This window comes from Butyricimonas muris, from assembly GCF_046365375.1.
Lineage (GTDB): Bacteria > Bacteroidota > Bacteroidia > Bacteroidales > Marinifilaceae > Butyricimonas > Butyricimonas muris.
The window spans coordinates 384,095-406,673 of record NZ_JBKEIT010000002.1 but is presented as its reverse complement, the minus strand read 5'-3'; the positions used below and the strand labels follow the sequence as shown (position 1 = coordinate 406,673).

Annotated in this window: 17 protein-coding genes; 1 reads left to right on the top strand and 16 read right to left on the bottom strand. The window is 44.4% G+C overall.

The features are described 5' to 3' along the window. Positions 1–78 precede the first annotated feature (78 nt). From ACK8P8_RS04635 to ACK8P8_RS04580, 12 genes are all read right to left on the bottom strand, one after another. A complete protein-coding gene (locus ACK8P8_RS04635) occupies positions 79–1,227 on the bottom strand; it encodes a FecR domain-containing protein (protein ID WP_369859283.1) in 1,149 nt (382 codons plus the stop codon). Positions 1,228–1,312: 85 nt separating this feature from the next. Further along, complete coding sequence (locus ACK8P8_RS04630) at positions 1,313–1,876, bottom strand: RNA polymerase sigma factor (protein ID WP_227216107.1); 564 nt, start codon at positions 1,874–1,876, stop codon at positions 1,313–1,315. Positions 1,877–2,271: 395 nt separating this feature from the next. Beyond that, a complete protein-coding gene (locus ACK8P8_RS04625) occupies positions 2,272–3,543 on the bottom strand; it encodes a thioredoxin domain-containing protein (protein ID WP_369859284.1) in 1,272 nt (423 codons plus the stop codon). 5 nt (positions 3,544–3,548) lie between these two features. After that, positions 3,549–4,718, bottom strand: coding sequence for an aspartyl protease family protein (locus tag ACK8P8_RS04620; protein WP_369859285.1), 1,170 nt, complete (start codon positions 4,716–4,718; stop codon positions 3,549–3,551). 3 nt (positions 4,719–4,721) lie between these two features. Beyond that, positions 4,722–5,861, bottom strand: coding sequence for an aspartyl protease family protein (locus ACK8P8_RS04615; RefSeq protein ID WP_369859286.1), 1,140 nt, complete (start codon positions 5,859–5,861; stop codon positions 4,722–4,724). A gap of 14 nt (positions 5,862–5,875) precedes the next feature. Next, the gene (locus ACK8P8_RS04610) at positions 5,876–7,576 is read right to left on the bottom strand and encodes a S8 family serine peptidase (RefSeq protein WP_227216352.1); all 1,701 of its coding nucleotides are present in this window, start codon (positions 7,574–7,576) and stop codon (positions 5,876–5,878) included. A gap of 98 nt (positions 7,577–7,674) precedes the next feature. Further along, positions 7,675–8,673 (bottom strand): TlpA family protein disulfide reductase, encoded by a 999-nt coding sequence (locus tag ACK8P8_RS04605; protein WP_227216112.1) that lies wholly within the window; start codon positions 8,671–8,673, stop codon positions 7,675–7,677. Between the two features lie 56 nt (positions 8,674–8,729). Beyond that, entirely contained in the window at positions 8,730–9,638 is a 909-nt protein-coding gene (locus ACK8P8_RS04600) for a hypothetical protein (RefSeq protein WP_369859287.1), read from the bottom strand. 26 nt (positions 9,639–9,664) lie between these two features. Further along, entirely contained in the window at positions 9,665–11,149 is a 1,485-nt protein-coding gene (locus tag ACK8P8_RS04595; protein ID WP_227216116.1) for a RagB/SusD family nutrient uptake outer membrane protein, read from the bottom strand. Between the two features lie 16 nt (positions 11,150–11,165). After that, on the bottom strand, positions 11,166–14,741 hold the full coding sequence (locus ACK8P8_RS04590; RefSeq protein WP_369859288.1) for a SusC/RagA family TonB-linked outer membrane protein: 3,576 nt from the start codon (positions 14,739–14,741) through the stop codon (positions 11,166–11,168). A gap of 105 nt (positions 14,742–14,846) precedes the next feature. Then, the gene (locus tag ACK8P8_RS04585; protein ID WP_227216120.1) at positions 14,847–16,010 is read right to left on the bottom strand and encodes a FecR domain-containing protein; all 1,164 of its coding nucleotides are present in this window, start codon (positions 16,008–16,010) and stop codon (positions 14,847–14,849) included. Between the two features lie 79 nt (positions 16,011–16,089). Beyond that, the gene (locus tag ACK8P8_RS04580) at positions 16,090–16,635 is read right to left on the bottom strand and encodes an RNA polymerase sigma-70 factor (protein ID WP_227216121.1); all 546 of its coding nucleotides are present in this window, start codon (positions 16,633–16,635) and stop codon (positions 16,090–16,092) included. Positions 16,636–16,755: 120 nt separating this feature from the next. Between ACK8P8_RS04580 and ACK8P8_RS04575 the strand changes: the two genes are divergently transcribed. After that, positions 16,756–17,838, top strand: coding sequence for a linear amide C-N hydrolase (locus ACK8P8_RS04575; RefSeq protein ID WP_369859289.1), 1,083 nt, complete (start codon positions 16,756–16,758; stop codon positions 17,836–17,838). Between the two features lie 37 nt (positions 17,839–17,875). Here ACK8P8_RS04575 and ACK8P8_RS04570 read toward each other — a convergent pair whose 3' ends face one another. From ACK8P8_RS04570 to ACK8P8_RS04555, 4 genes are read right to left on the bottom strand one after another with little or no spacing between them, the layout of a single operon-like run. Beyond that, positions 17,876–18,934, bottom strand: coding sequence for a thioredoxin family protein (locus tag ACK8P8_RS04570; protein ID WP_410025571.1), 1,059 nt, complete (start codon positions 18,932–18,934; stop codon positions 17,876–17,878). Between the two features lie 28 nt (positions 18,935–18,962). Then, complete coding sequence (locus ACK8P8_RS04565) at positions 18,963–20,495, bottom strand: hypothetical protein (RefSeq protein ID WP_369859291.1); 1,533 nt, start codon at positions 20,493–20,495, stop codon at positions 18,963–18,965. A gap of 4 nt (positions 20,496–20,499) precedes the next feature. Then, on the bottom strand, positions 20,500–21,030 hold the full coding sequence (locus ACK8P8_RS04560; protein ID WP_369859292.1) for a TlpA family protein disulfide reductase: 531 nt from the start codon (positions 21,028–21,030) through the stop codon (positions 20,500–20,502). Positions 21,031–21,036: 6 nt separating this feature from the next. Continuing rightward, complete coding sequence (locus ACK8P8_RS04555) at positions 21,037–22,572, bottom strand: PKD domain-containing protein (RefSeq protein WP_410025570.1); 1,536 nt, start codon at positions 22,570–22,572, stop codon at positions 21,037–21,039. Positions 22,573–22,579: the final 7 nt, after the last annotated feature.

Genomic DNA, 22,579 nt, shown 5'->3' with positions numbered 1-22,579 from the left:
ACTTTTGTTACCTTAAATTATTACTTGCCAGGTTTCTGGCGCTCTCTATGACGGAAGGATCTGCCAATCCTTCCGTTTTTATTTTGCACTCACAAAAATTGCCTTTCCCCGCACTTCGAATTTAGCTCCCGTACTTATCTCCAAGAATCTCAAAAATTCCTCCACCTGCCCGTAACGTTTCATGTCACCGGACAGACGCACTTCTTTCAACTTGGCATCCAGATAGAATACCTCACAATCATACCACAAGGAGAGTTTGTCCATCACGTCTTCCAACCGATCGTCACTAAAGATAAAATCTCCGCTTTTCCAGTCGATGTATTTTCGTACATCCACGTCTTTTACCTCAATCTGACCGGATTCAGCGTCATAAATCGCCAATTGATTCGGTCTCAACATTGCCCGTGTCTGACCTTTCCGTATATTTATTTTCCCCTCCACCAATACCGATTCGACTTTATTTTTTTTCCGGGTATTCACATTAAACTCCGTGCCGACGGCTGTTACTTCTACTCCGTTTACCTCCACCGCAAAAGGGCGTTCCGCATCTGCACGCACCTTGAAGTAAGCCTCTCCTTGAAGTTTCACTACCCGTTTTTTCCCGACAAAACGAATCGGGTATACCAGTTCCGAAGCTGAATTTACCCAGACTTCCGAACTATCGGACAACACGATCTTGTACTCACCTCCCTTGTTCACTGCCAGACGGTTATAGGCAACAGTAGACATTGCGCCAGAAGCTGAGGTATCTTGATAAGCGATAATTCCTCCCGTGTTGACTTTTATGGATACATCCTGTTGCTCGAAAATATCCATGTTCTCCCGTTCAAGTTCGACAGTCTTTCCCGTGGATAAATATAATTTCGCTTTTGCCGATCCGGCTTTAATCTCTCCTTTCGCAATAACGGGAACAGGTTCCGGTTGAGGACGGGAACCATAATATCCCACACCTAACGCAAGCAGCACGGAAGCGGCAAAAGTGGTAATCACCCGGATCATCTTTCTCTTTTTTGCCATTTTCCGGTATCGTCTTTCGTCTTTCCTTCCGATCAGACGCTCCCGCATCGCCCAACGCTGCCGCAGGTAATCCCGTTTCAACATTTCGTAATATTGACGGTGTTCCTCACTTTCCTCCAACCATAGCAGGACTTCCGCCTTCTCCTCCTTCGAAAGTGTTTCCCCTTGCCAATAGTCAAGTAATTGTATATCTAATTTCTCCTTATCCATGATTTATATCTTGTTTCTACTTATAGTAGACAAGAACGTCAAAAACGGTTGACAAGAAAAACAGTTTTTTTTAAACTTTTCGAATTTAAATGTCTTTCCCCCTGCAAATCAAGACATACACGAGGAATGCCGAACCGGAAACAGATTCTCTTAGCGTCTTCAAACTCCGCACTAAAAGAGTCTTCACGGTCGCAACTGAAAGTCCCAGATATGCCGCAGCTTCAGCATATTTCATGTTTTTCAAATGCACACATTCAAGCACTTCACGACTTCTCGGCGGTAATTTATCCAACTCTTGCAATACTCGGTTCACTATTTCTTCACGAGAAAAATCCGTATCCTCCCAAATCCTTTCCGCCTCAATCACGTCCGACAACGGCGTCATTCGCTTTTGTTCCTTCAGTCTTCTGACCGCCATATTCCGGACAGACACGTATAAATAAGACCGAAGTCCCTCTTCTTTCAAGTTTTCGTTCAATTTTTTCTCCCACAAACGCACAAAGAAATCCTGCACGAGATCTTCAGCCTCATCCATATTATTCAATATGGAATCAGCCCATAATACCAACTCGTTGTAGTAATGATCATAAAGATCATCCACGGTAAACGTTTGATTTTGCGCATTATCCCTTTGCTTCTCTCTCTTCACGGTGATGAAAACTTCAATTAATAATCTTCAAAAATAAACAATTTTCAATCACCTGCTAGCGAAGTATTTTATTTTTATGCCAAAGTCTCTTTTTTTGTAAAAAAATAAGAGGCTGTCAAAAATCATTTTAAACTCCCTCCCCCCTTCGGGTATTGAGCCCGAAACGGTCTCGAATCGGCTCTCGCTCGATAGACAACGAGCAAGTTCTCTGTCTGTTCTCGCTTACTCGCCGATTTCCCTCTATAAACAGAGGGAGAGCTTAGTTACTCACCGTCTTTGGCGAGAGTCACCAGCTCCTCCTCTGTTTATAGAGAAGGTGGATGCGAAGCAGACGGAGGAGTTTTTAGAAGAAAATGACTTTTGACCCTCCTTATTCTCTTTCACAATGAAATCACCTACTTCAATAACTGTTCTTGAATAATCTTTTCGTATTTTTCCGGTAAAGCGCCTGTTTCTATAATCGGTTTACCCCCGACAGGAATAAAAAACAAAGTCGGCAGTGCCACCACGTTGAATATACTGCACAATTCCTTCTCTTGATCGGCGTTCACTTTCAAGAATATAACTTTATCCTTGTATTTCTCCGCCATCTTTTCCAATTCGGGAATCAATCGCATACAAGGCCCACACCACGTCGCCCAGAAATCAATCACGACAGGTTTGTCGCCCTTGAAAACGAACTCTTTACCTGCACGGTAATCATACACGTGTTCGAGAAAATAATCACGGGTAATCGGGTTCAGTTTACCCGCTTCTACCGTTACTTCCACCCCGGATTGCACCTCATCCTTCACTTCTGCCAAATCAAAAGATTGGAAATATACTTTCTGTTTTTGAAAATCAATAGAAATAATTCCCTCGTTCAATATCCCGGTCCCCAGCACGGAACAGGGTAAATCCTTATTTTCCGACACGAGTACATCGGACAAATCATTTTTCACGAAAGTACATTTCCCCGCCAACTTCGTGTCATTCGTGGTCACGGCTTCCGCATAACCGTTGAACAATTCGGTAGAACTTCCGGTCGTACCGTTTATTTTGGTATAATCGGCGGGAGTCAACGTGAACATTCCGTTGTTCCAAGTATCAAATACTAACGACAAAGCAGTACTGTCAAGAGTTACGGGGAATATAGCCACACTTCCCGGCAGCGTGTTCATATCCGCCCGATGATCCAATTTCATGTACGAGGGACGATAAGGTACGGAGGTCGTGATCTTCTTCCGCTTGCTGTCGATTGTCAGCACGACATTTTGGAACAACGCACCCCCGATTATTCCCGCCACTCCAAGTTTCCGCAAATAAGGTTGCTCTTCCAACACGAAAGCCGATACATTGTTCCCGAACACGTTGTTCCCGAAAGCCATCGTGCCGATGGAAACGCTTCCGGCAGTGGGGACTTTTTTGTACAAAAATGTATCGTAACGGAAATCACCTTTCGAGGCGGTATCTATATGGAATTTTTCGGCATATTCCGGTAAGATGGCATTATGACCGGACAAGTCCAGCACAAAATCCGCCCGCTCACCGTTGACGACCATTTCGATAATGATTTTACCGTCCGTTTCCCGATAATCCCTTACCTCAGTTGCGGTATTTTTGGATTGGGCAAACGTCAATAACGGGAGTAACACGATTGCCAACGACATAAATATTTTACTTTTCATAGGTCTTAGAATTTTCTAATTTCAACTTTCTTTTCTTTACCGTCCTTCAAGATTACAATTTCGGTTCTGTCCCCTTCAATAGCATCGAGCAAAGCATCTATTTCAAACTGACTTTGTTTCAACCCGGACAAATCTTTCCCGTCTACCCGAATAACATGATCTCCCAACGCAACCTGTTCCCGCACGCTGTTCCATACCGTCGTAATCTCGAAATGGCCTCCCACGGGCAATATCCCCACGTTCCAAGTTTTTAACCTGCCGGACAAATCTTCGATCGTATCTTCATAAGGGAAAAAGTAAAAACGGTCACGGGCATAATCTATCACCACTTTGCCATATTGCAACATCTCCACTCCCAACAAAGACATTCCCATTTTGATCGTGACGCTCTCCATGTTCGTGAATTTCTTTCCCGTAAAGTTGACCTCGTTGATTCTGACCTTACTCATTTCCGCGGTATTCTTCAAGTCAAAGCCGCCTATACCGACGTTTTTTATCCCGTTAGCCGTTCCCAACAAACAGTTGCCCGCACTGTCTTTTAACCCGGTGTAATCATCGGCGGAAAGCGATAACAATCCGCTGGCACCGGTATCGAATAACACACGGCGGGTGATTCCCCCGAAATCAACATCCACGATCGGGTGATTGGCACCACCCGGGTAAAACGGCACACCGTCCGTAATCTTCAACCCCGCGGGACGGTATGGGTAGTTGATGATCATTATCTTGTTCCGGGCATCAAAGGTGACAACCGCTTGCGCGAAAGCGTCGCTCCCGAGTATGCCAGCAACCCCGAGTTCACGAAAGAAACCGTTCGGCGGGAAAATGATACTCTTCATCTGAGCCAATTTATAATTCGGGCTTAACTGCACGTCCTTTAAAACGGCTTCCTCGTAAGAAAGGCTCATCCCGTTCACGTCTGAAACCCCGCGGACACCCATCCCTTGCATCGCTTTCATTTCCGCAGCGTACTCTCTCACCGTGCCTGTCTGCCCGCCCGTGTCCACGATATATTTCACGGTCACCCCGTTTACCGTCACGGGAATAATGATTTTCTCGCGGATGAACTCGTAATGAATCGTGTCACATACCCGTTTCGTATTTTGCTGCGCGTTCCCATTTAAATATAAACACGCGATGCTGAGAAACACAAGTAATATTTTAATATTCCGCATACGCTATTCCTTTTGATAAACGATTATTCTCTCCCCTTGTCGGGTCTGTATCGCCAGCTTGGTTTTCTTTTTCGTTTTTAACTCGGGAATCCCGTTAATAATACTCTCGCAGAAATCGTATTTCCCCACGGGCTTCCCGTTGATCTTCGCGACTTTGTCACCGACCTCGACCACGCCTTTCATATCGCCCCACACGACAGACACGATCAACTCGCCCTCTTTTACCCGCAACGCCACGTTATAATGTTTGCTCTCCAGATCGTTTTCCGGCTCATAAGCTTCAAAATAAAAGCGGGCACGCGGATAATCGAGCGTGACGTTACCGTAATCCAACAATTTAATACCTAACAAAGTAAAGGGCGGCGTAGATGTTTCGGCACTCACGTTTCTAAATTTCGTACCTCCCACGGACAACAGAGGAAAACATACACGACGGGATACATTAGCGGCAGCCATTCCGGCAACCCCGATGGAACCTTCCCCGTATCCTTCCGCCAGAATATCAAACGCAGCAGCGGATTGCAATGCCTCGAAATCCGTGTCTTTCAACGAAAAAAAGCCGGGACATCCGGTATCAAACAAACAGACGATGTTATTTCCCGCACCTGCCTGCAACGCTATAACCGGTATACCCGACCGCGTGAAAGGAATCATTTTCCGCAATGATATCGCAGAAGCCCGCTCGGCAGAAGTGAGCGTGACCGTTTTCGCCTTCCCGTCAATCTCGACAATCATACGCCCGAGCAAATCGCTACCGATTAACCCGTCGGCACGGAAACACTCGAAGGGCGAGGGTTCCGGCAATTTCATCGCCGGCACGTTTCTGAAATTGATTTTCTCGTCGGAAGTGAGCAAACTTTCGATTGCCACAATCGGATAGGCTGCCACGTTACTGTTCACGTCCGTTACCTGTAAAGAATCTACCACGACCAATCCCAATTCCTCGCATATCTCTCCGGTCAAAGCCGTACGCCCGCCCGTATCAAAAATAAAAGAGCGAGGCGTTCCGTTCATTACCATATCCACGATCATTTTACCCCCGATTACCCGGTAGGGCAGCACAGCCTTATATTGCTGTGCCGCCACCGGATATATGATCATAAAAAACAGCCATGAAAAGATTATCTTATTTCTTATCCTCATATTGAAATCATAAATTATTTACCCCATTTATCGGCAGCCACAAGGGCACGGTAAGCGTTCAGTACTCCGCCCGACAAGCACAAATCATCGAAAAGGAATAAATCCTGTGCCTGTTTCCCACCGACTTGAATCCCTTTCTCTACCTCTGCCCCCTTTCTGGATGTTACGTTTTGTAACAATATATCACGTACTTGAGAGCCCGACAATTCCGGGTAATAAGCCTTAATCAAAGCTGCCACCCCCGCCACGGACGCTGACGCCAGACCGCCACCGCTTCCCGTTTGGTATGTATCACCTGTATAGGTAGAGTATATATTGATACCCGGGGCAAATAAATCCAGTTCCTTTGCCCCGTAGTTCGCGTTCAACGACGGGTTCCCCTCCTTGTCCGAGGAGCTGACGATCATGAGGTTTGTCAATTCCTTGTCGCCGGTCATCCGACGGTTCGGGTAAAACATCTGTTTTGCCAGATCCTGAGATAATTCCCACGCGGGTACAATCACTAATACCCCCTTGCTTTCGGCATAACGCAAAGCCTCGCTCATCCACTCCTTCTGCCCGTCGGGATACAACGTGTTTTGTTGAGGCAACACGACCACGTCAGCACCGTGATCCACCGCATAACGGATGGCTAACACCATATCTTTGATGTACGGCTCTCCGCCAGAAGCCAATACGCGCAATGTCATGATTTCCGCCTCATCCATGATACCGTCACCGCCTAAGCCATTACCTCTCTTTCCCCCGATAATCCCAGCCTGCATCGTTCCCAACCCCGCATCGGATGTCAACAACACGCTGTTGCCGTATTTATTGTCATTTATATTCAAATAATCGTCACCGACAATATCCTCCCGGCCATCATAACCGTATTGTTTCAACACCTCCTCGTAGGCCTCTTTACCGCGGGCAACACTGGTTTCCACGAAAGTTTTGTACACGAAGTCCATGTCATCGGTTTTATATAACTGGAAACTCATCGCGATAAACGAGAATACCACCTCACTCAAAGTATCTTGAGGGGCATTCAGGTCGTAACAAGTCTGAAATTCCTGCAACGTGATCTTCTGTCCGGGAAATCTCGCGTTCAATTCCTCCTTAAACTTTTGTCCGTATTCCTCAATAACATAAGCCAAATTCCACCCGCCATAGATTCGAGCAAGCTGGGATTCGGGCATAACCACATTCTTGTAATAAGAATACTCGGACAAGTTCTCCGGTGCCTGCACCTTAACCCTTTTCCCGTCTATTATCTTGAAAAATTCCCCGTTGCTCGTGATATAATCAGCGTATTTATCTTTCAGACGCAGAAATTCCCGATCGCCCTCCCGCATCAGCCATTCCATAACCTGTCCCTCCTTACCGCCCAAAAAGTTCCAACCGTTAATATCATCCACCAAACCGTTCTTGTCGTTATCCTTACCGTCCGCCTTTTCTTTCGGGTTTACCCAGATAGCCTGCCGCAAGTCCTCATGCTCCACATCCAACCCGCTTCCGATCAATGCGACAATCGGTCTTTTCTTTATTTTCTTTCCTTTCAGAAATTCATAAGCCTTATTTATCTCTGCCCCATACACCCCGTCTTCCTCGAAAGAACAATTGTACCAATCCAGATCCGCTTGTTTCTTTTGGGACTGGCTTTCCTGTTTAATCAATTGTGCACTCGCCACGCAAGCATACAACCCGATCACAAGTAATAAAAAATACTTTTTCATCATCTACAGAATTTATCATGTTATACAATACGAAAAAACTAAAAATATAAAGTTACTCGTGCGGCTGGAATCAAAAATCTAAAATCATAAATCTAAAATTATTCCCGTCTGGCTTTTAAAATCGCCTCTCTCACTTGCTCTCCCCGTAAGCCGCGTTCAAGGATTTTACCCTCTTCGTCTACCAGAAGGATAAAAGGTATACCGTAGAAGCCATAGGCTTTTTGAATCTCGTTCGGGGTATCGCCGATCGTGAATCCCTCTTTATTCCAAAGCATTACCCAAGGCAAATTCTCCGTTTCCAACATTTTCCGCCAATCTTTTTCCCGTTTATCGAGCGAGATACTGATAAATACCAGATCATCCCCTTTCAAATCGTTATAGATCGGCAAAAGGCTTTTCATCTCATGCCTGCAAGGACCGCACCATGAAGCCCAAAAATCAATTAACACCAGTTTCCCCCGGAAGTCACTTAAACGAACCATATTACCTTCCGGATCTACATAATTGAAATTAAAAGCCTGTGTCCCTACCGCGAATCGAGCCAGACTATCCACCCGATTAGCCAACCATTGCACGGTCAAAGCATCCCGTTCTTCTTCCGCAATTTGTTCCAGCAACATTTTGTTCGGTTCATACGCCTCGATTTCAGACAGATATGCCAATGCACTGTACATCGTTCCCCGTAAACGCCCTTTCACCCCCGGATCGATCGTTTTCTTTTTTTGACTTTGCTCCGCGGGCATCCATTTTAACAATTCCAAGAAATCGTCAATCCCGGAAAAACTCAAAGAACTGTTCTCCGGTTTCACCTCATCGTAATACCCTTTAATGGTAACTTCGGTATTCGTCAGGTACACCGCCTGTCGCGTAGTCCCGATCCATAGGATATACAAATCCGGCTCGATTTCCCTGCTCCCGGAGGAAAACGTTCCCCCGCTAGGGACTTGAACCGATAACAAGGATTCTCCGTTTATGGTTTCCACGCGAATCTCCGTGGGATTCAACACGCGCAATTTACCCGACAATTTGAATCCAGTTTGAGCAAAAACGGATACTGTACTTCCCAAAAACAGAAGCATGATTCCAAATCTTAACATACGTCAGTTTTATTATTTGCAGGTTGTCCGAAGTATCGGACAGCCTGCAATTAAATTCAATTGATAGCGGTATCGCCTATCCTCTGCAAATCAATTCCATAGCTCTTGAAATGATTTATGATTGCCGTGTATTTCTTTTTGATTAATCCATACGTGTCCTTACGGTCATTCAGTATACCGTGGAAGGAATCGTCGTCCTCGTCCACTTCACGCGTCAAATCATCGTATGACGTGGAAAGTATCGCTTCCAGATAATGTTGCCAGTCCGTGTTCGTTTTATCATTATTATCATACATGACAAAACCGCGTTCATAATAGTTATAGCGCGACATATCCGAGCCATAATCACTGTAACTATAAAACTCCGTGGATAGCGGTATTTTAGCGTTACTATTCAACCTTGCCAAAAAGGTCAAATTTATATCTAACCTTATTTCAGTCTTCTCCTCCGGCGACAAAGACAGTATTCGCTCCGAACCCCAGTTAAACGCCAAAAGATCAAAGCTACTGAATATATTTACATCCCAACGTTCCCCGGCACGGTCTACTTGCTCTAACTCTTTGCACAACAACATCTTTAAAGGCAAACACCGTTGCAAGGTGGAATCCGGATAGAAGGACAAGAATAATTTCTCTATCAAATCCAACTGCTGCCCCACGTACTCCTCGTCCGCCTGTTCCCCGTAATATCCGGCAACCCATGGATAAGCATTCGCATCGGTATCCTCTTGCGCCTCATTCCACTTCGTCGGTGACCAATACAAATCTCTCGGACTCCACTTATACAAAGCGAAAATGTTGTAACGATTCTTCCAGTCAACAATCTTGTCATCATAGTCATGTTCACCCTGCGGTACGAAATACCCATATATATCCCCCTCGGAAGGGCTCAACTTATGCTCGTCATTACAAGCGAGCATACTTATAGTAAAACTTAAAAGTAAATATCCTATTATTTTATTCATAACACGCTCTGTTTAAAATTCGACAATTAACGAGGATTTTGTTGCAAATAAGGATTACGGTCGCTTGCCTCCTTCGGTATAGGTAATACATACCACGGGGAATTAGCTTCCAGCACGAAAACCTGAGCATCATTTTCAGAATCGACGAAGAACTTATGTTCGATACGAGGCATTCCCATCCGGCGCAAATCGAACCAGCGATGATCCTCGAAATCCAACTCCCGACGTCTTTCTTCCTGATAAAATTTATACAAACTTTCCGGTGTTGAAACATCTATATCCGCCCGCTCTTCAATATTGACATACACCTCTTCCAAAATGTTATAGCGACTCGCTCGCAAAGTATTCAAATCGGCTAAAGCTACCGTACGGTAACTGTTGTCCCGCGTTTCCATGTACTTCTGAATATTTGCTTCCGCCCGATTCAAATACACTTCACCCGTGCGGATCCCTTTCGAACCCTTACCCGTAGCTGTACCCTTGTAACCGAAACAATAGTAAGTCTGATAAGTCGTGAAATCCATTCCTCTTTCATGACCGGAAATTAGCCTCAGATCATCCTCCTCAAACGAATCAATCAAATCATCCGACATACTGAAAACCGGACGATGATCATAACCACCGTAAGAGAAGAAAGCATTAACAGTTTCCCGACTCTCGTAAATCCACAATACCTCGGTACTAACATCCAAGTCGTACAATCGCGTAAAAGTATAATAATCCCAATCCGCCCCTTGCGCCAAAACGGTAAGCACGGGTTTCTCGTTCAGAACTTCCGTCGCGTATGCGGCCGCTTCATCCCATTTCCCCATGTACAAATACACGCGGGATAAAAGAGCTTTTGCCATTAACGGGGAAGCCTTATATAAAGTCACGTTCAGCCGGTTCTCATCCATCAGTTTAATTCCCGTCAACAAATCATTTTCAATCTGTTCGTACACATCGAACACGGAAGCACGGGTAAAATAACTGTCATCTACTCCCATGTTCAACTTCAAGGGAACTCCCGGATTTTCTCTAGGATCACCCACCGTGTAAGGCAAGCCATGAAGATTTACCAGAAAGAAATAACTCCATGCCCTCATCGTCAACGCCTGTCCCCGCACATTCTCTTTCGTTGCCTGCTCTCCCTTTACGCGTTCCAGATATTCCAACACGGTATTACAACCCATGATTCTCGTGTAGAATTTCGCCCACGAGTTCATCCCTTGCAGACCGATCAGATCTTCATACATTCTCTCATCCCATGAAAATATCAAACGACCGTTTTCCAACATACTCCTGTATTGCTCCTGATTCTGTAGCCCGTTGCATTTGGCGTTATCCGTCAATAACTCCAAGTAAGGACATTCATACGAATTCATCGGGTAAACCTCGCCTGCCATCAATTGGATCAAATCATCCACCGTTGTCGGACGAACCTCGTCCTGACTTGTTTCTTCCAAGAAATCGCTACAAGCGCTTAAACCAAACACGAGTAGCACACCCCATATAATTATTTTATACTTCATACTCTCTTTTCATTTATTAAAAACTCATTCTTACACTAAACGTATAGTTCTGACTTATAGGCTGTGAACCCGTGGCTACTTCCGGGTCTTTTCCCTTGAAATCCTTGCTCACAATAATGAACGGATTGGAAACGGAAAAAGACAAACCTACATTCTGGGCAAACTTCGAAACCAGCGATGAGGGGAGATTGTAATCCAGCGAAATATTATTACATCTCAGGAAAGAAGCCTTGGCAACCCGGATATCCGAGAAATTGTACATCCGATAAAGTAAATCCGAACCGGAAGGTAATTCTATCGAGGCTCTTCTATACTCCGGCAATGAAGGAATATTCGTGTTTTTCTCGTCACCCGGCTTTCTCCACCTCTTCACGAGGTCTTTCGGCAGGTTATTATATTCATTCGGCGTCGTGTTGGTCATATCCGAATCAAACATCGGCGCTAAAAATTTCTTCCCTCCCAACTGTACGTTAAACGATGCAGACAACGTCAACGTTTTGTAACGGAAAGAGGTCGATAATCCTGCCGTTAAATCCGGATCCAGTTTACCCATATATTTCATGTATTGCGTCGCATCCGTTTCTGCCAGAATATTGTTTTCCATTCCACTCAGGTTAAATTTGGGATTCCCGTTCTCCGCCGAAAGTCCGGCAAATTCAAAAGCCCAAAAGCCGGAAACCGGATACCCTTTCTTATGCAACGTCCCGGACTTTGCCACCTGCCAACTTTCGTTTGAAGCCAACTCGCTCGTCAACTTATTGTAGTTCTTCGACGTGTTGAAACTCACTGACCACACGAAATCCTTCGTCCGCACGGGTGCGAAACTCAAGCTAATTTCCCAACCGGAATTTTTCATCGTTCCCCCGTTCATCGGCATGTTAGCAACTCCATTTTCCAACGGAACTTCCTTCATCACGATAATATCTTCTCCTCTTTTCCAGTAATACTCGAAAGAACCGGAAATCTTATTCTTCCAGAACACGAAATCCACCCCTAAATCCGTCGTTTTATTCTTCTCCCACTTCAATTTCGGGTTCGGCAAACTCTTGATTTTAAGCAAATATTCACCCGTCGCATCACTGATTCCTTGTGAACCGTCCGGGATATAAGCTATCAAATCCGGTCCCGCACCTTCACTCACGTTTCCTTGGAAACCATAAGAAGCACGGATGCTGAACTCGTTGAGTATATCCTGTCCTTCTAGGAAACGCTCGCGTCCCATATTCCATCTCAAACCAACAGACCATACCGGTTGATAACGGGCACTTTTATCCTGCCCGAAACGATTGGACGCATCCGTACGGATACTGGCATTCAACACGTAACGTTCATCATACGTGTACGTGAAAGCGCTATAAAAAGAAAGCGTGTTTATTTTGCTATCCGAGATTTTCGTGGATATTTGGTTGTAAAGTGTATTCTCCCGTAAATCTCCCATAGTATTCTGTGTCGTCAGAGGAGGATTGACCACAATCTTACCGCGTCCCGGTATATAGCCGTAAAGTGTTTGCGACAAACCGTCGTATTTTGCGCTCGTCACCTCTTGACCAGCCATAGCGGTAATTAAATGAGTACCAAAATTCTTCACGTATGAAAACTGATTCCTCCACGTGTAGTTTGACTTTCTATTCTCTGTAATAGACAATTCACCGCCATGAGGCAAACTCGACATCTTATAACCCAGATCCGAAGACAAGTATTCGCCGAACTCGTACCCACGGATATTAGCGATATAATTCGAGTATTCGGTAGCGTGCGCCTCCCCGTAAGAAGACGAATAACTGTACCCGAAGGTAGACTCGAACTTCAATCCTTTCAAGATTTCTAACGTCATTTGCAAATTCGCGTTAATGGAATTTGTCGTGTTTTCATTCCCGGTATTTTCCAACTCGTTCAGTACATTATATTTGCCACCGTTACGAGCCGTGTAGTAAAAATATTCACCCTCATCATCATAAGCCGCGATCACCCGGCTCGTGGTCGACGCGTAATTGTAAGGCGACACCTTATTGAAACCGGTTGTTTTAGAAACATTTCCCGCCATTCCGGCATTTATTTGAAGTTTATCCCACAACATCGTGTTCAAACTCACGTTTCCGGAATAACTTTCGGAATCATTTCCCTTGGCGGTTCCGTTATTTTTCGTGATACCGAAAGAAGCGTAATACGAGGTATTTTCACTTCCCCCCGAAATACTCAGGTTATGCTTATGGCTAAACGGGTTCTCGAATAAAAGATCGAACCAATCCGTATTTGTAACCTCTAATTTTTTTACCCCCTCGTTAAACTGGGCATAAGTGATTTTCTCCTGCAAATAAAGCTGCATAAGCCCCTCGAATCCCACGGGTGTCAATGCTTGACTTCCCACCAAACCTCTTTCGAAAATTTCTTTCGACACGTCCATACGCTCCTTGGAATTCATCAGATTCATCTTATCATAGGTTACTTTGGAGCCGACTGAAAAATTTCCGCTATAACTGAGCGACAATCGTCCTTTCTGCCCTTTCTTCGTGGTAATCACGATTACCCCGTTCGCCGCTTTCACGCCATAAATAGCCGTTGCCGAAGCATCTTTCAACACGGTTATATCCTGAATATCGGACGGGTTCAACCAAGCAATGGCACTCCCCACGAAATTACGGATCACATCAATATTATCCTGATTATTCCCGAACAAAGTAAACTCCTCTGTCTTGAACGGAAGCGGGTCTTGTTGAATAATTCCGTCAACCACCCAAACCGGTTCCTGACTTCCCAATAAAGTGGAAGTACCGCGAACACGCACTTTCTGGCGGGTTCCCACCAAACCGTCTTGATTGGTGATTACCAATCCCGGTAGCTTTCCCTGTAATGCCTGTTCCAATGACTGTGTTCCGTTCAATACCAATTCGTCCGCACTAATCGTACTCACGGAACCTGCCATATTGGATTTCTTGACAGTTTGGTAACCAGTTACCACGACTTCGTCCATTTCACGGGCATCCTCTTCCAACACCACGTTCAACTCTTTCTGCCCGTGCCATACCACTTGTTCCGTTTTCATTCCCACGAACGAGAATAAAAGAGTGACGCTATCTCTTCTTACCGTCGTGAAAGTAAATTCTCCCTTCACGTTGGAAGCCACCCCGACACTCGTTCCCTTTTCGATAATTGTCACGCCGGGTAAGGGCTCTCCGTTTTTATCTTTCACGCTACCCTTAATGACTAACATTTTATCTTCCGGCTCCTCGTCCTTCGCCCGAATCACGATCAGACGTCCGTTAATCTCGTAAGTCAATTTCGTTTTAGCCAGACAGATATCCAACACTTCTCTCAAATCTGCTTGCTTCACGTTAATATCAATAGCTGAAATATGATCCACATCCTCGATAGAGTACAGAAAAGTAAATTCCCCCTTCTGTTCTATCATTTTGAATACACTCTCCAACTTTCCCCCCGTCACGGAAATATCATATTTCGCTGTCTGGGAATACGCTCCTGCCATACTTTGCAGAACGCTCATCAAAAGTAATAACACTGTCACTCTCATTTTCAAAAAAGTAATTTGCATTTTTCTCCTGCCGAGAAAACTCGATTCTCGCTTTTTTTTCATAGTTTTGTACTAATTATTAAGGTTAAACCCGATTGCAAGCTTGTTGGCGCAAGCAAACAATCATGAAACTTTAAGCAAGGACGTGTTGGCGCACGTCTTTGTTTTTTATCTAATTCTCACAATAATTTTCTGTTCATCCACTGTAAATGATACTTTACCTGTTTTTTCCAACATCCTCAAAGTTTCCGCGATATCGGAATATCTTTCCATTGTACCGGAGAACAAAATATCCTTCGTCCGGCTCTGCTCGTAGAACACAGTCACGTTATACCACCGCGCGACATCGTCCAGAATAGACTCCAAACGCTCGCGACGGAAGACAAACTGTCCTTTCGTCCATGCCCGATACGCCTCGGCATCCACTTCCCGTACTTCCAGTTTATTCTCCCCGACAATCAAATCCGCCTGTTGGTTCGGTTCAAGTATCACGCTCTCCGATAGTGTTTTTACCTCCACCTTTCCACTAAGCAAGGTAGCGGTCGTCCGCTCGTCGGAAGGGAACGATTTCAAGTTAAAGGAAGTACCCAACACCGTTACCTGCATCCCGTTTACTTCTACACGGAAGGGTTTCGTGTCATCTTTTTTTACTTCAAAATACCCCTCACCCCAAAGTATTACCTGCCGTTCATTCCCCACGAAAGCAACCGGATAAGTCAACTTCGACCCGGCATTCAGCCACACCCTCGTTCCATCAGCCAAGGTCACGTTAAACTCTCCCCCTTTCGGGACTTCCAGCACATTCAACCTTTCCGCCTGCACATCGGTTTCCGCTTGATAAACCAAAGTATTGTCTATTTGCTCTATTTTCCCGGATAGGCTATCGTTCACAATCACACCGCTATTTTTTCCCAAGACAACTTGTTTGCCCGTCTCCAGATGCAAAATAGCTTTCCGCTCTCCCGGTACTATCGCCACCACCTTCTTCACCTCCTTTTGCTCATCTACCCGTCCCGTCATCATAACGGCGAACCATCCCGCCGCAACCAGCACAATCACGGAAGCCGCGTAACCGATCCATCGCCACGACAAGTTCCGGCGACGGGGCGCAATTTGTTGCTCCAGCCGACGCCACACCTCTTCCCGGTGAATCGCACGATACTCGTCATAACTCCTGCTCAACGCACTTCCCTCGGACAACTCGTCAAATAGCTGACGATTAAAATCAGACTCATCCACCCAAGCGAACAACTCCCGTTTTTCCTCATCGGTAGCAATCCCTATTTTTACTTTGTAGATTAAATCCGCTATCTGAATATATCTTTTTGTCATATATTTATTGCATTTACATTACTAAAACAACCGAGAAGAAAAAACGGGTAGTGAAAATGAGAAAAAAATTTGGAACGTCTTAAATAAAAAACAGAAGGTAGAAGTTATCCCTTAATTTCTCACGCAACAATTTATAAGCATTCTTTTTATGAAATTTCACCGTGTTCAACGAGATCTTCAGTTCCTCGGCAATCTCCTGATTATCCATTCCCTCCATATACAACAAACATACTTTCCTGCTGTGTTCGGGCAAAGAATCAATCGCCGTGAATATCAACCGTCGGGTTTCCTCCTCTATCACCGACTTCATGTAATAAAGTTCGGAGTCCTCCTCCCGTAGCATATCATTCACGTATTCCCGCTCCACTTTACGATGCTTCAACACATTCAACGCCTTGTTGCGCACCGTGGTATAAAGATAAGCCTTCACCGAAACCTCATCCGGAAATTCCCGTCTATTCTCCCACAAAGCCAGAAAAGTATCCTGCACCAATGACTCACATTCTTCTCTCTCTCCCAAATAACGATCAGCAAAAAGAACTAACGTATTGAAATATTGATTGAACACGTTCTTGAAATCAAGACGTGTACCGTTACCCAATATAATACTGTAATTCCTATTCATAACTGCATCTTTACTCACCTCAGAGCGTAGCAAATATGCGAATAAATTTTGAGTATCCATCCGTTTGAAACAGAAATTCATTTTTCCCGTATTATAAAAAAATACAAATCATTTACAATTATGAAACATAAACTACAAATCTTACTGGCACTCTTTATCGCCATAAACTTGCAACCGCGATACCTAAAAGCCTGCACCGGAATATCTTTTACCGCTAAAGACGGTTCCCGTGTCGTGGCTCGTACCATCGAATGGGGCGGCAGCAACCTCAACAGCCAATACGTTATCGTACCGCGAGGCTTCAAACAACAATCTTACACGCCCGACGGGATTGACGGAATGCCATTCACCGCCCGGTACGGCTACGTCGGTCTAGCCGTAGAACAAAAAGAGTTTGTAGCAGAAGGTCTTAACGAAGCCGGGCTTTCTGCCGGGTTATTCTACTTCCCGCATTACGGGAAATACGAAGCGTTCGAGCCGAACCAAAAAGCGACAAGTATCTCCGACCTACAACTCGTTTCCTGGATACTAGGCAGTTGCAAAAACATCGACGAAGTAAAAGAGGCCATTAAAAAAGTACATGTTATTGGCATCGTCCCGCAAGCCTCCACCGTACACTGGCGTTTTGCCGATCCTTCCGGACACCAAGTAGTTCTCGAAATCATTAACGAGAAACCTACCTTTTACGAGAATAAATTAGGAGTACTAACCAACGCTCCGGGATTCGAATGGCAAATAACCAATCTTAATAATTACGTCAATCTCTTCCCCGGTATGGCTTCTCCACAACAACTGAACGATATAAAACTTTCCTCCTTCGGCAACGGTAGCGGATTTTTAGGAATACCGGGAGATATCACTCCCCCCTCCCGTTTCGTGCGTGCCGCTTTTTACCAAGCCACCGCACCCCAACAAGAGTCAGGCTTAAAAACCGTTCTTCAATGTTTCCAGATTCTAAATAATTTTGACATTCCTATCGGGATTGAATATTCTCCGAACACAAACCCCATCGACATACCTAGCGCAACGCAATGGACTTCGGCAACCGACATGACACACCGGGTAATCTACTACCGCACGATGCACGACAGTGCAATCCGTAGTATCGATTTAAACAAGATCAATTTTGCCCGTGTCAAATACAGAGCCATTCCTCTTGACACAGTACAACAACAACCTATTATCCAGATAGATATTAAATAATTAAAACGAGGAGGAGTGTTAAACACTCCTCCTCGTTTTAATTATTTTTCTTCAATTGAATAATCTTCTCCCACCGAGCCTTTTGAGCGGGAGTAGCCGAAGCTAAAGGGCAACCTTGATATTGCAAAAATGGACCAGCTAAACGAAAAAGCACCCAAAGTGCTAATTGAGAGTCACCTTGTAAAATAGGTATCTCTTTTTCACACACATCCAACAATTCGTCAATATCACCACCCTCCACCACCTTAGCAATTTCCAAAGAAGCTAATAAACTTTTCTCGTTCACCAATTTCATTTTTTTGAGCTCTTTCTCTATCGCCTTCAAACGCTTACTTCCGACATTCACCATCTCCCCTCCCATTATAGCCAAAATTTCATTACAAAGATCTTCTCCCAATCGTTTATCCACCTCTTCACGACCAATCGCTACGTAAAATCTTTCTCGTTTATCTCTTAAAAATTTAAAAGCTTTGGAATCGGAAGGACTCAATTGCGAATTACCAAAAATAAACCAATAATCTTTGGATACCTTTTCTTCATCACTTGCCACTTTCAACAACTCATCTACCACCACCACCGCTTTTGACCATTCATTAAACTTGTTCAATTTCTGAAGATATTGAAACAAAAATGCCTTATCTCGATCTCCGGTACGAAATTTCTCCTCCCAATTTCCTAATGATTCTGTACCCTCTATGCCTTCTTTTACCAATCGGATAAATTCATCTGCCTCGTATGCGCCAGAAATCTTATGTTGTATAGAACCATCAGGCAAGATAAGGAAAAACGTGGGATAGGCCGCAACATTATATTTTTGACCGAATTTCTTCCCCTCTTCTTTTTCCATATCAAACTTCACGGCAACAAACCTCGGATTTAAAAACTCGCCCACTTTTGCATCAGGAAATACCTTTTCAGACATCAACTTACAAGGTCCGCACCAAGTCGTATAACAATCCACGAAAAGCAATTTATTCTCCGCTTTCGCTTTCGTTAAAGCCTCCTCAAAAGTAAGAGTTTCAAAATTCACCCCCCCCTGCCCCCGAACTGCGATACAAGCCGCAAAAAAAACAATAAATAGTATAAACCTTCTCATCACGAATAACTCTAAAATATTAATTTTTTTAATCCACCAACAAGACCAATTTATACGTCTTTCCCGGCTCGAACCAAGTATCATACACCAACAACATATCATCAGACAATGCCACTCGCCAATCCTGCTCGGGTGCTAAACGAGGATTTTTCAAACGCTCCGGAAAAATAACAGCAAACGGTATTTTACCAACCGTGGCAGGCTCTCCCGGTATTTGGTTATCAAACATTCTCATATAAATTCCATCCAATCGATCCACAGAAAAATTTTCTTTCGTTTTCAATGTAATCACATACTTTTTACCCTTACGAACCGTCTTCACGGTATAAGTTTCTTCCTCCGGTCGGAATCGCACATCCCATTTCGGATCCCCGAAATAAGCCAATAAATCCCGCTCCTGCCAAAAACCAAGAATATCCCCAACAGCTTCTTTACCCATCACCTTCGCCATCCGCTCATATATACCGGATATATCATTCATAACATCCCAATTGAAATCAAAACTTGCTTCCAACAAACTCGGAGAAAAATTTTGTAACGTATATAATATATGCTGCTGTCCTAAAAAATAAGCCTCTGCCATCGTGTAACGCCCGGGCGTTACATGCCAGAATTTCAAACCACCCCACACGGCTTGCCCCAACATCACTTGGTTTACCGGGTATCCCACCATTGAAGTTACATTCGGACGTCCCATCCATGCCAACGCACAACTCTTTTCGGGCTTATCCACATCACAACCGTAAGATCCCGCGGCAATATATACTTTCCGCTCACCCGCCCAATTCATCTCGTTATCCGACGTGTCTTGACGAGATATCTGATTATCTTCAATTTTAACCTCCTGCATCACGTGATGAAAAATACCATCCCGGGCATAAATTCTCTCGTGTACGCTGAAGTTATCAGGCATGGACAAATGGTAATTAGGAGCATAAGACTCACTCAACACGAAATCAGGCTTCACTCTTCGATAAAGATCATTAAATTTTTCAACCTGTTTCACGGCTGGCCAATATTCCATTGCCAACGTATCTCCTCGTTCCATTTTCATCCCTGATTTTCCCCAACTCACATACCCAAACCGCTCCCAGTCCGCCTCAGTCAATTCCACTCTATTCTGTGATATCAACCCGTTGCGAATCTCGAGTGGCTCTTTAGCATTATTCACCATCTTCATCGCCATATCCGCATCAAGCCCCGTGATAATTCCCCACATGAAATCGGCATATATCGAAGAAGTTACTTTACGCGACAAAATATGCATCCCAATAATATAATCCCGGGTAATCTGCTCCGGTTTCTCTACCACCGCAACATAACGAGGGCGCATACGTCGCAATGCCTCCAATGTCTCAGCAGGCTTCTCCGCGTAATATACCACCTCCGCACCGTGTAATCTCTGTAAAGCCTCTACAACCCCATTCCAAGCTTTATCCTGTTCTACCGATCTACTAGCCAACACAACATATTCGCATCCATCCACTTTCATTGACCGACGATTACTGGCAAATACACTACCAACAATCAACAAAAACAACACAACAATACTTTTTCTCATCTCCTTAAATTCCTTTCAATTCTAATAATCGTTTCAACGTTTCTGGATCAGAAGGACGCGTCATATCAGCATCCACAATTTTCCCTTTCTTATCTAACAAAATAAAACGAGGTATTCCATTTATGTGATAGGCTTTCATAAACTCCTCTTTCCCCTCTGCATTTAATTGTACGCCCCCCATCTTGTTATCTTTCACGTATTTCAACCATGCCTTCCGACTCTCGTCCACTGACATACTCACGAAAACGATCTTTTTACCACGCATCTTCCGCTCCAATTCTTTCAAATGGGGAATCTCAGCACAACAAGGTCCGCACCACATCGCCCACACATCAATATACACGTATTTTCCCCTCAAACTTTTTAATGTCACGATTTTACCGTTCACATCCCGGTAACGAAAATCCGGTGACGCCATCCCGGCTTTCAGCGTATCCGCCACATTCTTCTCCACGCACCCCGAGGTAGAGGCAATGGCTTGTCCCCCGGAGAAACCGAGGAGGACAAGCACGAAAAACATATAAATCTTTGTCATTTGTTTTTATTTTGTATCCTTATAAAATAATTTCAACGGTTTATCAGCCACACCGACAAAACTGTTCACCAATTGCAGGTTTTCCGTTTTATAAATATAAACGCTTCCCTTCAATCCGGTTGCCGCAGGGTCGTAAGTTCCAACGTACAAATACTCTTCATCAGGACTTTGCGCCATACAGGTGATTTCTCCGGGCACGGTGGTAACCAACTCCACCTCAGAAATATCGGAGCCATGCCTCCAACGATATATGGAGTTACCGCTATTGTAGAATATGCTATTACTATACTTCGTGTTATACAACATATCGGATTCCTCGGTCAAAGTCAACGGAGCAGAAAGTTCGTAAGACTTATCACTCCATTTCTCTTCCCCACTTTCATGCCCGAAAATTACCTCCATATTCCACAATGCCTCAATCCCCGAAACATAATTCGTTACCCACACCTTCCCGGGGTCATTTTTCGATTGGCTTACCACGAGCAAACTCTTTTTCAAATTTGTATTCCCCACTATCAAAAAATTGACAATCCGACGTCCTTCAAAATCAGTGCCGGAGTCAAGTGATGCCTTTCCCAAAAGATTTGTATAGCATACCAATTTTTCATCTTCCGCTACTACAGGCATCGATTGCGTCACTTCATCATAGTCATTCCAAATCACCGCCTGATACATCTTCGTTCCTTTCATCTTTGCCCCCCAAGCATCGCTCATCAATCCGTTCGACGTCAATTGAGATCCTACCACGATACCATTCTCGGACAGCACCACCAATTCATCTCTACACGGAGACAATGCCACCGGTTGTATATTCAATTCCGACACCAAAAGAGTCAAATCTATCTTGCGCAACACGAGTAGCGTATTGGGCTCCAATTCATACACACACCGATTGAACTTGGAAATCACAAACACGGAGTTTTTATACTTCCCAAAATCCATTAAACTCATGTCCAAAGCATCCACTAACTCATAGTCTGGATTTATTCTGCTCCACACCTCCCAGTCAAAGTCTTCTTTCTTTGCCTTCAACAATTCATTCGCATCTTCCAGCACAGAACAGAAAGACAACCGACCTTTCCCCGCATCATCAGAACTTAACACCAGCAATCCCCTTTCCATTCCAGCCTTGATTTCCACCATCATGTAGTAGAAAGCACTACTAAACCCATCAGACACCCGCAAACGTACCAAGAACTCCCCTACTCGATTAAAAGAATGTTCCAACACCGGTTTCTCCGAAACCAAATACAACGAATCCATCACCGGCTTTCCGTCTTTCCATTCGTTTACGTATCCCACCTTCCACTCATACACCACCTCATTTTCGGAATGATTCACCTCCGCTTCAAAATGCACTGGCATCATAAATTCTGCGTACGCCTTCTTTCCCTCTTCGTTGACGCCCTCTCCCTTCACTTTGACAATCGAAAGCTCGGGGATTTCGTTCACAAATCCGGTTGTGTCGTCATGAATACAGGAAACCATTCCCGCAGACACTACAAACAACCACAACAACAATCGTATATATATCTTTTTCATATTATGT

Excerpts from the sequence above, each read along its gene's own strand:
- ACK8P8_RS04610 (WP_227216352.1), bottom strand. The coding sequence starts at position 7,576 with ATGAAAAAGTATTTTTTATTACTTGTGATCGGGTTGTATGCTTGCGTG.
- ACK8P8_RS04575 (WP_369859289.1), top strand. The coding sequence starts at position 16,756 with ATGAAACATAAACTACAAATCTTACTGGCACTCTTTATCGCCATAAAC.
- ACK8P8_RS04620 (WP_369859285.1), bottom strand. The coding sequence starts at position 4,718 with ATGCGGAATATTAAAATATTACTTGTGTTTCTCAGCATCGCGTGTTTA.
- ACK8P8_RS04580 (WP_227216121.1), bottom strand. The coding sequence starts at position 16,635 with ATGAATAGGAATTACAGTATTATATTGGGTAACGGTACACGTCTTGAT.
- ACK8P8_RS04605 (WP_227216112.1), bottom strand. The coding sequence starts at position 8,673 with ATGTTAAGATTTGGAATCATGCTTCTGTTTTTGGGAAGTACAGTATCC.
- ACK8P8_RS04615 (WP_369859286.1), bottom strand. The coding sequence starts at position 5,861 with ATGAGGATAAGAAATAAGATAATCTTTTCATGGCTGTTTTTTATGATC.
- ACK8P8_RS04600 (WP_369859287.1), bottom strand. The coding sequence starts at position 9,638 with ATGAATAAAATAATAGGATATTTACTTTTAAGTTTTACTATAAGTATG.
- ACK8P8_RS04570 (WP_410025571.1), bottom strand. The coding sequence starts at position 18,934 with ATGAGAAGGTTTATACTATTTATTGTTTTTTTTGCGGCTTGTATCGCA.
- ACK8P8_RS04565 (WP_369859291.1), bottom strand. The coding sequence starts at position 20,495 with ATGAGAAAAAGTATTGTTGTGTTGTTTTTGTTGATTGTTGGTAGTGTA.
- ACK8P8_RS04555 (WP_410025570.1), bottom strand. The coding sequence starts at position 22,572 with ATGAAAAAGATATATATACGATTGTTGTTGTGGTTGTTTGTAGTGTCT.
- ACK8P8_RS04560 (WP_369859292.1), bottom strand. The coding sequence starts at position 21,030 with ATGACAAAGATTTATATGTTTTTCGTGCTTGTCCTCCTCGGTTTCTCC.
- ACK8P8_RS04625 (WP_369859284.1), bottom strand. The coding sequence starts at position 3,543 with ATGAAAAGTAAAATATTTATGTCGTTGGCAATCGTGTTACTCCCGTTA.
- ACK8P8_RS04590 (WP_369859288.1), bottom strand. The coding sequence starts at position 14,741 with ATGAAAAAAAAGCGAGAATCGAGTTTTCTCGGCAGGAGAAAAATGCAA.
- ACK8P8_RS04595 (WP_227216116.1), bottom strand. The coding sequence starts at position 11,149 with ATGAAGTATAAAATAATTATATGGGGTGTGCTACTCGTGTTTGGTTTA.
- ACK8P8_RS04635 (WP_369859283.1), bottom strand. The coding sequence starts at position 1,227 with ATGGATAAGGAGAAATTAGATATACAATTACTTGACTATTGGCAAGGG.
- ACK8P8_RS04585 (WP_227216120.1), bottom strand. The coding sequence starts at position 16,010 with ATGACAAAAAGATATATTCAGATAGCGGATTTAATCTACAAAGTAAAA.